General features: G+C 36.3%; 14 protein-coding genes. 3 read left to right on the top strand and 11 right to left on the bottom strand.

What is annotated here, in order from left to right; all coding sequences use genetic code 11:
- Nucleotides 1-36: 36 nt before the first annotated feature.
- Together OLM56_RS06250 and OLM56_RS06245 are read right to left on the bottom strand one after the other, a co-directional pair.
- Nucleotides 37-231 carry a hypothetical protein gene (locus tag OLM56_RS06250; RefSeq protein ID WP_264528702.1) on the bottom strand — a complete coding sequence of 65 codons (195 nt, stop codon included), beginning with the start codon at nucleotides 229-231 and terminating at the stop codon, nucleotides 37-39.
- A gap of 56 nt (nucleotides 232-287) precedes the next feature.
- Complete coding sequence (locus OLM56_RS06245) at nucleotides 288-1541, bottom strand: ABC transporter permease (RefSeq protein ID WP_264528701.1); 1254 nt, start codon at nucleotides 1539-1541, stop codon at nucleotides 288-290.
- Nucleotides 1542-1547: 6 nt separating this feature from the next.
- Between OLM56_RS06245 and OLM56_RS06240 the strand changes: the two genes are divergently transcribed.
- Nucleotides 1548-2777, top strand: a complete 1230-nt coding sequence (locus OLM56_RS06240) for a DUF1343 domain-containing protein (protein WP_264528700.1) — start codon at nucleotides 1548-1550, stop codon at nucleotides 2775-2777.
- Nucleotides 2778-2855: 78 nt separating this feature from the next.
- Nucleotides 2856-3080, top strand: coding sequence for a hypothetical protein (locus tag OLM56_RS06235; protein ID WP_182493480.1), 225 nt, complete (start codon nucleotides 2856-2858; stop codon nucleotides 3078-3080).
- A gap of 11 nt (nucleotides 3081-3091) precedes the next feature.
- On the opposite strand, the gene OLM56_RS06230 is transcribed toward OLM56_RS06235, so the two are convergent.
- Together OLM56_RS06230 and OLM56_RS06225 are read right to left on the bottom strand one after the other, a co-directional pair.
- Complete coding sequence (locus OLM56_RS06230) at nucleotides 3092-3328, bottom strand: hypothetical protein (RefSeq protein WP_264528699.1); 237 nt, start codon at nucleotides 3326-3328, stop codon at nucleotides 3092-3094.
- Between the two features lie 11 nt (nucleotides 3329-3339).
- Complete coding sequence (locus OLM56_RS06225; protein ID WP_121376166.1) at nucleotides 3340-3834, bottom strand: YkgJ family cysteine cluster protein; 495 nt, start codon at nucleotides 3832-3834, stop codon at nucleotides 3340-3342.
- Between the two features lie 63 nt (nucleotides 3835-3897).
- Here OLM56_RS06225 and OLM56_RS06220 point away from each other — a divergent pair, with 63 nt between their 5' ends.
- On the top strand, nucleotides 3898-4617 hold the full coding sequence (locus tag OLM56_RS06220; protein WP_264528698.1) for a class I SAM-dependent methyltransferase: 720 nt from the start codon (nucleotides 3898-3900) through the stop codon (nucleotides 4615-4617).
- Nucleotides 4618-4620: 3 nt separating this feature from the next.
- On the opposite strand, the gene OLM56_RS06215 is transcribed toward OLM56_RS06220, so the two are convergent.
- From OLM56_RS06215 to OLM56_RS06180, 7 genes are all read right to left on the bottom strand, one after another.
- On the bottom strand, nucleotides 4621-5778 hold the full coding sequence (locus tag OLM56_RS06215; protein ID WP_264528697.1) for an aminotransferase class V-fold PLP-dependent enzyme: 1158 nt from the start codon (nucleotides 5776-5778) through the stop codon (nucleotides 4621-4623).
- 66 nt (nucleotides 5779-5844) lie between these two features.
- Nucleotides 5845-6249 (bottom strand): DUF2059 domain-containing protein, encoded by a 405-nt coding sequence (locus OLM56_RS06210; protein WP_121376163.1) that lies wholly within the window; start codon nucleotides 6247-6249, stop codon nucleotides 5845-5847.
- 27 nt (nucleotides 6250-6276) lie between these two features.
- Complete coding sequence (locus OLM56_RS06205; protein ID WP_264528696.1) at nucleotides 6277-6678, bottom strand: energy transducer TonB; 402 nt, start codon at nucleotides 6676-6678, stop codon at nucleotides 6277-6279.
- Between the two features lie 3 nt (nucleotides 6679-6681).
- Nucleotides 6682-7314, bottom strand: a complete 633-nt coding sequence (locus OLM56_RS06200; protein WP_121376161.1) for a 7-carboxy-7-deazaguanine synthase QueE — start codon at nucleotides 7312-7314, stop codon at nucleotides 6682-6684.
- A gap of 157 nt (nucleotides 7315-7471) precedes the next feature.
- Nucleotides 7472-9175 (bottom strand): tetratricopeptide repeat protein, encoded by a 1704-nt coding sequence (locus OLM56_RS06195; protein ID WP_264528695.1) that lies wholly within the window; start codon nucleotides 9173-9175, stop codon nucleotides 7472-7474.
- A 20-nt stretch (nucleotides 9176-9195) separates the two neighbouring features.
- Nucleotides 9196-10113, bottom strand: coding sequence for a PstS family phosphate ABC transporter substrate-binding protein (locus tag OLM56_RS06190; protein WP_264528694.1), 918 nt, complete (start codon nucleotides 10111-10113; stop codon nucleotides 9196-9198).
- A gap of 258 nt (nucleotides 10114-10371) precedes the next feature.
- The gene (locus tag OLM56_RS06180) at nucleotides 10372-11190 is read right to left on the bottom strand and encodes an energy transducer TonB (protein WP_121376157.1); all 819 of its coding nucleotides are present in this window, start codon (nucleotides 11188-11190) and stop codon (nucleotides 10372-10374) included.
- Between the last annotated feature and the right edge of the window lie 2 nt (nucleotides 11191-11192).

The following is an 11192-nucleotide window of genomic DNA, read 5'->3' as shown; positions in this document are numbered from 1 at the left end:
TTTTTAAAGTTTTTCGCAATGCGCTGGAACACAGTTTTATGGAAGCGGAAGTTTTTTCGGCTCCGCAGGAAGGAATCGTGGAAGCCGCGCGTGCGCTCCCTGAAAAAGGTCCGGAGAAGCCGGAACGGCCAGCGGCTTCTGTGGCGGAAAATGTGGAAGACCTGCTCGGAAAGCATTCGAAGGAGACTGAAAAACGTCGGGAAAACTGATTTGAAGTATGGTTTTCGACAAAATTTGTGTTTAAATCTGAAGAAACATTTTACAAGAAATACTTTCTACTTATAAAACTAGTCGAAACGCATGGCTTTTACAGGAGAAATCTTTGTTACTATATAGGAAGGAATCAAAAGAACCGCCAAACAAATTATAAGAGTTCCTATATTTAATAGAAGAATATAAAGCCAGTCCAAATATGCAGGCGCTACGTTTACATAATAACTGTCTGGATTCAACTTTACAATACCGAATTGCTGTTGGATAACAATCAAACCAATTCCGATAACATTACCCCAAAGCAGGCCGCGGATTATTAAATAGAAGGCATTATACAAAAATATTTTACGGACTGTCCAATTGCTCGCGCCAATTGCTTTAAGGATTCCGATCATCTGTGTCCTTTCCAGAATCAAGACCAGCAATGCAACAACCATATTAATTGTTGCTACGATAACCATAATTACAAGAATGACTATTATATTGAAATCGAACAGCTGCAGCCATTCAAATATATTATAGTATTTTTCAGAAATCGTTTGGGTATCGAGAGTCTTCGAAGCATCTTCTTTATTTTGGGTATTGTCATACACTTCTTGTCCTTTCTGCTCGATCTTATCAAAATCATCAATAAAGACTTCAAAAGCTCCAACTTGATCTGGTTTCCATTTATTGATTCTTTGCAGGTGGCGAATGTCTCCTATTATATAGGTAGCATCAAATTCTTGAAATCCGGAATTATAAATTCCTGCCACGACAAAAACTCTAAGGTTAGGCAGCTGGTTGCTGTTTTCTTTCATGAAGAAAGTATTGAACTTGTCTCCTACTTTTAAGTCAAGTCTATCGGCAAGGTATTTTGAAATCAAAACATCAGGATTGAGCTTCTTCGAAACATCGGGAAGTTTTCCTTGGATTAAGTATTCTTCCAAATTCTTCCATTGGTAATCTTTCCCTACTCCTTTATATATGATTCCCTCGAAAGAAGTTTCCGTCCTGATGATTCCTGCTTTTGTAGCTACAGCTTGGATATGGCTGATTCCTTCAACGTTTTTAAATTTAGGGTAGAAATCTTGATTGGTAGAAATCGGATTGATGCTTACTTCAGATTGGTTGTCATCATAATTGGTTATAATAATATGTCCATTAAAAGCCGCAACCTTTTCTCGTATCTTTTGCTGAAGTCCAATTCCTGTGGCTACAGATACAATCATCATAATCATTCCTATTGCAATAGCGGCAATGGCAATTTTTATAATTGGCGCAGATATACTACTTTTATGATTTTTAGCAGCAATCAGTCTTTTGGCTATGAAATATTCTAAATTCAAATTTTTATGATATCAAATTCGGTTTTCAAAAATACAGTTTTATTCTTGGTTTTGTCAATTCTTTCCTGTGGAAATTCATTTGATACAAAAGGAAAAAGGGAAAAACCGAAAGCTCATGATACGGCTAACAAGCCTGGGCAAACTACAATTACGGAAATAAAAACGGGAGCAGACAATTATGAAAAATACCTTCCTATACTAAAGGACAAAAAAGTAGGCGTCGTCACCAACCAAACCGGAATTTTATCGAACAAAACACATCTCGTCGATTTCTTGCTAGAAAAGAAAATCAACGTCCAAAAAATCTATGCTCCTGAGCATGGTTTCCGAGGCACTGCCGATGCAGGTGAATTGGTCAAAGATGGGAAAGACACTAAAACTGGAATTGCAATCATTTCTCTTTATGGAGACAACAAAAAACCAAAACCGGAACAATTAGCCGGTATTGATATCCTAATTTTTGACTTGCAGGATGTGGGTACCCGATTCTACACTTACATCTCTTCGTTACATTATGTAATGGAAGCTTGTGCTGAAAATAAAATTCCGCTCTTGATTTTAGACCGACCGAATCCGAATGGAAACACCATTGACGGCCCAATCTTAGAAAAAGAAAATTCAAGCTTTATAGGAATGCATCCGATTCCTGTCTTGCATGGACTAACAATAGGCGAGTATGGAAAAATGATCAACGGAGAAAAGTGGCTGAAAAATGGTGTCCAATGTGACTTGACTGTAATTCCGTGCTTGAATTACAATAAGGAAATGAATTACCCTCTTCCTGTAAAGCCTTCTCCTAATCTTCCGAACGATCAAGCGATAAATCTTTACGCCAGCCTGTGCTTTTTTGAAGGCACAAATGTCAGCCTGGGAAGAGGAACGGAGCAACAATTCCAAATCTATGGTTCTCCTTTCTTGCCAAAAACCAATTTCAGCTTTACGCCAAAACCTAATTTTGGGTCGAAAGACCCGTTGCACAAAGGAAAGGTTTGCTATGGAGAAGATCTTTCTAAGGCTCCTAGAGTAAAAGGTATCGAATTAAAATGGCTTTTGAAAGCGTATGCGACAACATCGGATAAAACCAAATTCTTTATTCCTTTCTTTACAAAACTGGCCGGAACAAAGAAACTGCAAGAACAGATTGAAACCGGAATGACGGAAACTGAGATTAAAAAAAGCTGGGAAAAAGGATTAGAGGATTTCAGAAAAATAAGAAAAAAATATGAAATTTATTAATGGAGATATTCCTAAAAATGTGTATTTTTAGATGTGGCTATTTAACATGCCGACGCTAAACCTATAAAATTTACCACCATGAATACATCGCAATTACTTTTAGATTATATGGACAAGCTGCAGGAATTTTTCGAAATGATTGATTATTACGTAGACAAAGCCATCGAATTATTCCACAAAGCAAAAGAATGGGTCGAGAAAATATTGGAATACATAAAACAAGGAATTGATTATGTAGTTGATGCAATCGGCGGCCGATTCAGCGAAACGATAGAACTTCCCGAAGATTATATTTTTGTATAAAAAAAGAGACCTTATTTAGTAAGGTCTTTTTTTTGCTTCTTTGTTATCTTGCTGGCGCCAGATTTGGTTATAAATAGCAAAAAGTAAATCACAACAAAAACGATAAAAAACAATCCGACCATTATCGTGACTTCCATTATTTTATCGAAAAGACTTGTTACGACTATTCCTTGGTTGACAAAAACCAGCAAAATTGAAATTGCTACTGAGGCAAAAAAGATATAAAACAGGTTTCTTTTGTGTTTCATAAAGTGATATTTTATAGTGGCATTCTTTTTTTCATTTCTTCAACAATATTATAGGCCGCAGGACAAATGGCAACATTTTGCAATGTCAGATTTGAAATCTGCTGAAACTTCTTCCTATCGGTATGGGGAAATTCCCGGCAAGCTTTTGGACGTACATCATAAATCATGCAATAATTTTCCGAATCTAAAAAAGTACACGGAACACTTTGCAGCACATAATCATTATCTTCATCGATTCGCAAATACTGGTCAATGAACTGTTGTGGCTTTTGGCGAAAATGTTTAGAAATTCTTTCTATATCGGCAATCGTAAAAAGCGGCCCTGTTGTCTTGCAGCAATTAGCACACTTTAGGCAATCCGTTTTCTTGAATTCCCTATCGTGCAATTCCTGCATTACATAATCGATATTCTTGGGCGCCTTCTTTTTAAGCTTATCGAAATACTTCTTGTTTTCGTTATGCTTATCTTTGGCCTGCTTAGGAAGATTTTTGATTATTTGTTCCAACGTAATTTATTTGCGGACAAAGTTACACTTTCTGCTTTATCTTTAAACATAAACCTTAAATCGATGAAAGACCTTTTTGGAAAAGCCATATTGGATTACCAGACCAATAATGCTCCGGAAAATCTGATTACTGAAACTTCTATATCTGAAGCCGACGAAATGAGCGTTGCTTATTTGTTTCGGGACTTTTCAGCCATGCCAAAAATTGAAAAGCAAGCTATGAAGATGGCCAAAGGAAAGGTACTGGATGTAGGATGTGGCGCTGGAAGCCATAGCCTGTATCTTCGAAATGACAAAAAACTTGAAGTTCTTCCTATTGACATTTCTACAAATGCGATTGAAGCGTGTCGTTTGAGAGGATTGGAAAATGCAACGATTCAAGATGTAATGAAGATGGATTCGAACGATCCTGGCAACAAATTTGACACGATTTTGCTTTTGATGAATGGCACAGGGATATGTGGGAAATTGCAAAATATTTCTGACTTCTTGCGTCAGCTAAAATCATTGCTTTCTCCAAATGGACAAATACTCATTGATTCATCGGATATCATCTATATGTTTGACGAGGATGAGGACGGCGGCAAATGGATTCCGACCGACAGAGACTATTATGGGGAAATTACATTTACTGTATTCTACAAAAACGAAAAAGAAGAACCTTTCGATTGGCTCTATGTCGACTACAACACTTTGCAGAACGCCGCTTTCGCTAATGGCTTACAATGTGAATTAGCCTTGGAAGGCGACCATTATGATTACTTGGCAAGGCTAACTCTTTAGTTTTTAAATCTGGATTAAGTAAGTTGTAGCAATAATTTCTTTTAAAGCGTCATAAAGCCTATCCAAATCTTCTTGGGAATTGTAAGCATTTATAGAATATCGGATATAAAAATCGCCATTGAGAGGCATGACAGGTATTTCAATGGTATATTTCTCAAAAAGCAACTCTTTGAGTTGTAAAGGTTGTTCCGTTTTGACGGGAATGCTTGCCATCTGTCCTAAAAATTCTTTTGAAATTGGACACAAAGGCTGAGTATGTAGCAAATCGCAGAAACGTTGGTAATTCTCTAGAACCGTATTTTTACATTTTTCGGACACTTCTTTCCAATTGTTGTCTTCAAGAAAATCAATTACTTTAGGCGTACACAAAAAGGCAGAAATATCTCTTGTCCCTTGATACTCGTGGTAATCTAAAAATTGAGTATCATTAATCGTTTCATTATCATAGCCCCAACTTACAACTAATGGATCGATATCGTCTTGGAATTCTTTCTTTACATATAAAAACGAGCTCCCTTTTGGAGCAAGCATCCATTTGTGTAATGTCCCAGTATAAAAGTCAGGATCCATTTCTTGTATATTCAAATTGATATGTCCAGGAACATGAGCTCCGTCAACAATTGTTATCAGTCCGAGTTCTTGTGCTTTTTTGCAGATTTCCTTGACAGGGAATACTAAGGCTGTTGCACTAGAGATTTCATTGATAAAAACCACTTTTGTATTTGCGTTATAGCCTTTCCAAAAGTCTTCTAAGATTTGCTCTTTTGAAATGATCGGCAAAGAGATTTCCTGTCGGACGTATTTGGCTCCTGATTTTCGACAGAAAAAAGCCCAAGTTCTGTCCATTGCGCCGTATTCATGGTTTGTTGAAAGAATTTCATCGCCCGGCTGCAGGTTCAGGCTTCTCATTATTGTATTTATTCCAATTGTCGGATTAGGCGTAAAAAAGAAATCTTCAGGCTGGCATCCGATGTATTTGGACAGTCTTTCTTTTGCTTTTTTCAAATAACCGCCTGCTTTTTTTTGTATAAACTGGACGGGCTCGTTTTCTAGCTCTGTTTGAAATCTTTGATATTCTTCAAATATGGGTTTTGGGCAAGCTCCGAAAGAACCATGATTTAGAAAAGTTATGGAGGAATCTAATAGAAAATGCTGTTTCATAATTTTTAGGGTATAAAAAAACCCAAATTTACGATTTGGGTTTTGATTTTTTTTAAGAAGAAATTATTACTGCATGTATTTCATCATGATAGCTTGCAATTCCACACCCCATGCCTGAGCTGCTTCCATTGTTTTTTCTGTCAAGACTCCAGCTTTTGCCGTAATTTTTTTACCTACTGGAGACTCATAGAATTTTATCATCTCTTTGACATCTGCATGTGTGTATTCTTTCATGTAAGCGTCTGCGATCTTATCAAAATAAGCTGGCATCGTTGCTTCAAAGTCTTTTAGGAATGCTGCTTGTTTTGCTTCAGGAATCATTCCGAGAATTTGCTTTTTTGCTACATCAATTTGAGCTGTAGCGCCAGTCATCTCGATTACTTTTTTTACATCGCTTTTAAAAGCTGCATCTTGTGCAAATCCAATTTGAGTTGCTAAAACAAAAGCGAATGTTACTACTAATTTTTTCATGGTTTATTGTTTTTATGTTGGTTTGATTTATTGACGGGATGTAAATACAATCGGGATTTTCATTTCAACGCTAACTGCTTTGCCATTCTTCATTGCTGGTTTCCATTTGGGCGACATTTTCATAACCCTTATGATTTCTACGGCAGTTTCAGCATCTGAAAACTGTAAAAGCTTAATCTTTTTTATGCTTCCATCTGGTTCTACATTGAATGATACTAGGTTTTTACTTTCTGTTTTTGAATTCTGGGCTTTAAATTCGGTATTGAAAAAATCAAAGAACTCTTTCATTCCTCCCGGAAACTCAGGATATGCTGAAATCTCGGCTCCATATACATCTTCTGTATCCATTAATAATTCTTGAGACTGAGCATCGAATGATAAAAATACCAAAACTAAAAGAAGACATGCCTTTTTTATGATAGTGCTCATGGCTTAAGGAATATTTAAATATTTATGAGTCTGCAACGAAACTCTCCATTTCGGATTGTTCATCACATAATCCACAATCAGTGGCGTCATCGCTTCTTTTTTGCTCCATTCTGGTTGCAGGAAAAGAATCGCATTTTTATTTACTTTTTCTGCTTGTTCTTCAGCAAAAATAAAGTCATGCTTATTGTAGATAATTACTTTGAGCTCACTTGCATTGTCATAGACAGTCTGGGTAGGAAGCTTGTTTTTCTTTGGAGAAAGCGTAATCCAGTCCCAGTCTCCGGATAGCGGATAAGCACCGGAAGTCTCTATATGGATTCTAAGATTTTTCTCTTTAAGTTTTTGCGTCAGCGGCCCCATATCCCATGTCAATGGCTCTCCTCCTGTCACAACGACGGTATCGGCATATTTCTTTGCATTCTCTACAATTGCATCTATTGCTGTTGGCGGATGTACTTCGGCATTCCAGCTTTCTTTGACATCGCACCAATGACATCCAACATCACAGCCTCCAATACGGACAAAGTAAGCGGCAGTTCCTGTATGATATCCTTCGCCTTGAATAGTATAAAATTCTTCCATCAAGGGAAGCATTTCTCCTTTTTCAACGGCGGTCTGTAATTCTTTCTTCAACATCATCTTTAAAATAGTCTGCAAAGATAGGGATTTGATTTTGGATTGCCGATTTTTGAAACAAGGGTTTAGGCAAAGTTTAAGATTCAGCTACCATAAGCCAAAAGAAGACATAAAAAAAACCGGCAGATTAATCTGCCGGTTTATAAAAATCATTCTATTATTTTTTCAAGACATCAAGAGATTCTTTGATGTATTGGCTGTTTGGATCTAAAACCAAAGCTTTTTCAAAATATTCTTTTGCTTTTGCTTTGTCAGAGATAGCATAGTGAGAACCGATGTAAGAGTAAGCCCCGATCAATCCTGCTTTTACGCTTTCTTTTGCTAATTCAGCTTCACCTTTTGCATGCACAACTTCAATGTATTTTTGGTAGTGAGCAACGGCGCTGTCTTTCGCTTCTTGTCCAACAATGAATCTGTTGATTTTAGCTCTGTTCAAGTGAGCATCTTGTGTTGTTGGAGAACCAGCTACTACATTTCCGTAGGCTGTGTCTGCTTTTTTAAGCAATTCTTGTACTTCAGGCTTATTTCTTTCAGCATCGGTTTTCAAGTCATTTGCAACATAGAACAATACGGCATTTCCAAGGTAGAAATTATCAAGAAGTGCATTTTTAGAATTTGGTGCTTTTGTAGCAGGCTCAAATACTTTAACAGATTCTAGATATAATTTTTGCTTGTATAATGATACTCCTAAGTCACTGAATTCAGCTCCAATCGCAGGATCAATTTCTGTAGCTTTAGCCAAATCTACCATTGCGCTATCGAATTTTGCTTTGTCAGCTATAGTTCCTTCGGCAGTAATTGCTTTTCCTAATTTAGCTTTTGCCAAGAAAAGATAATCTCTACCGCTTACTCTTTTCGGATCCGCTTTTGCAATGAAATCGTTTAAAGCTTTGATACTTTCATCATAATTTTTGTTTTCATATGCAGCATATCCTAAATATCTGTAGATTCTAGGATTTACTTTATCCAATTGTTGCATCGCTTGTGCTTCTTTTTGCAATGCTTGATAATCTTTTGCCAAAATCAAGAAATCTGCATGACGCATTCTTGAGTCAAGAGAATAATCTGTCAAGCTCATGTATTTTTCATAATACTCTAATGCTTTTTTGATGTATTCTTCACGCTTAGATGTATCACTAGTACTCCAGAAATAATACGTCTCAGCTAATTCACGATACACAGGGCCGTAATTTGCATTTAATTTTATTACTTCATTAAAAGCAGTAATCGCCTCTGGAAATGCTTTTGCATTTTTAGTAATAACACCCAATTGCATTTTTGCACGTACTAATGAATTGTCTAAATCATAAGCAGTTCTGTAAGAGCTGTAAGCACTGTTTACGTCAGCATCACCAAACTGAGCATCTCCTAAACTCAAGAAAGCTTGAGCATATTTTGGATCCACAGCAATCGCTTTTTTCAATGAAGTTATTGCTTTTTTATAATCGTGATTTTCAGAGTTGATATAGGCTTTACCAATATATAAAAACTCTTCAGCGTCTTTCTTTTTTAGGTTTGCAGTCGCTTTATTGAAATTGGCATCAGCTTCAGCAGCATTGCCTTTATCAAGACTGATTTCTCCAAGTCCTATATAATTAAAATTGCCATTATCTTTAGCAACAATACCCTTGTCAAAATAAATTTTCGCAGAGTCAGCATTATCTAATGCAAGATATACTTCTCCTAAATGAAAATAATTCTTTCCTTTATCAGGGCTAGAAGCGATTAATGATTTCAGGATTGTTTTGGCTTTTTGATATTGTTCAGCATCAATTGCTTTTTTGGCTTGGTCTAAATCCTGAGCAAAAGCTGCAGTTCCAAAAAAGAATAGCGACAAACTGATAAACTTAATTTTTTTCATTTCTCTGTTCTTTATAATTTTTATTTATTTTCCACATCTTTTCTAACTTTAACTTCTCGTAAAGCTAGTCTAACCGGAGCTAGTCCAGATTTCAAAACTATCCTCTGTCCTACGTCTCCTGCAACAAAAGTTGCAAAACCCATACCCAAACCTACGGCACCTTCATAATTTAACATATAAATCTTGCGCGATAAGGGATATAATCCCTCTGCCAGATTGGACTGGCTAGGCTTATAATACTCCGAAGAGTTGGGCTCACTTTTAACATTTTTGACTGCCAAAACCTTGACGTTGGTTGTAGAATTCAACATATCTGGCATGGGCTGTGTCATCCAATTGACCCCAATCACGCCAATATATCCGTCATTCTCGCTTATGTATTTGATAACGTCATTGTTTGATTTTAAAGCAAAAATATTTTTGTTATCTACTTTTGCTACGGATGCTTTTTTGCTCAAGACATCAATAGTACTAGAATTTGCATTGTCAAATACCAATCCTTTGATGGAAGCGACGGGCTTGCCATTCATAAAATCGATTACGTCTTGTAAATCAATTACTGAGTCTTTTGCTTTTTTGTTTGCAATCAGGGCAATGCCATCAATTGCAATTTGTGTTATTCTAGGTGTTATGCCTTTATCAGCAAAAATTCTTTCTTCGCCTTTTGTCAATGTTCTAGACATGACCACCAATTGTGTGGAATCTTTCTTCAAAAGATCTAAAATGGCTCCTTCTGTAGTCGATACCAAATTTACCTTTTCAGGTCTTTGGCTATGAAAAACCGAAACTTGGTCTTCCATTATTGGCATGACTGTTTCATCGACATAGAAAGTTACTGTATCGTTTCCTTTTGCTTTCTTATCTGCACAAGAATCAATAAAAAAAATCGCGATTATAAATGCGAAAGAAAAGAATAGGAATCTTAGATATTTTGGCATATCAGAATTAATTAGAAATTCATTTTTATTATTGGTTCTTCCTGAAGAAGCGTACGAATCTAAAAAAAGAGTATACGATAAGCAGCAGTCCGAAGGCTACTCTGTAAGATTGAGGCATATCGATAGGCATGTTTTGCCAAAAAATAATGGCGACGCCTAAAACGAAATACATCAAAAAAAACAGGATTCCTAAAATGAGAAGAAATCGCTCAATGAGCGATTTCTGATCTTTATTGGCCATATTCCTACTGACGTTCATTAGTTAGATTTAATCACTAACTTAATCGGAAGGTTATAGGAAACACGTACTGCTTTACCATTTTGGATACCAGGCTTCCATTTTGGAGCTGATTTCAACATTCTGATTGCTTCTTTACCTGTTCCATAGCCTAAGTCTCTTACAACTTTAATATCGGTAAGACTTCCATCTTTTTCAACAACAAAGTTTACGATTACGTTACCGCTAACATCGTCATCTACTTCAGGAACTCTATAGTTCTTTTTTACGTAAGCATAGAAACCTGCGATACCTCCAGGAAACTCTGGCAAAACTTGTACAGATGTATAAATTTTGTTTGGATCTTCCTCTATAACTTCAGCATCTACTTTGATTTCGCTTGCTGTACCATCAAGAACTACTTCTCCACCTTCTTTTGCTTTAACTGTTTCTGAACCTGTTTTTTTAAGTTCATCAACAACAGCAACTTCTTCTTTTACGACCTGCTTGTCTACAACAACTGGCGGTACATATTTTTGAATATCTACGTTACTTTGAGTCTGTTTTTGAACAACCGGCTCAACAATAATCTCTTCTTTTTTTACAGGCTCTTGAATATTCACTAAAACTACTTGTTCGTCTAAAACTTCGTCTTTTTTAGCAATATTGTCAGAGATAAATTTAGAAATAATTGGAATGCATACCAAAAACAAGAAGATAAGACCTCCAATAAGCAATGCTTTTAAGGTTCTCTTTCCGCTATTTGTACGTAACTCATACGCTCCATAGCTTTTATTTCTGCCTTCAAAGACATTCTCAATCCAGCTTTGTTCGAATAAGTCTAATTTTGAATTTGACATAT

The organism is Flavobacterium sp. N2550 (assembly GCF_025947265.1).
Lineage (GTDB): Bacteria > Bacteroidota > Bacteroidia > Flavobacteriales > Flavobacteriaceae > Flavobacterium > Flavobacterium endophyticum.
Note: the sequence above shows the minus strand (reverse complement) of the source record. Positions and strands in the feature narration are given on the sequence as shown.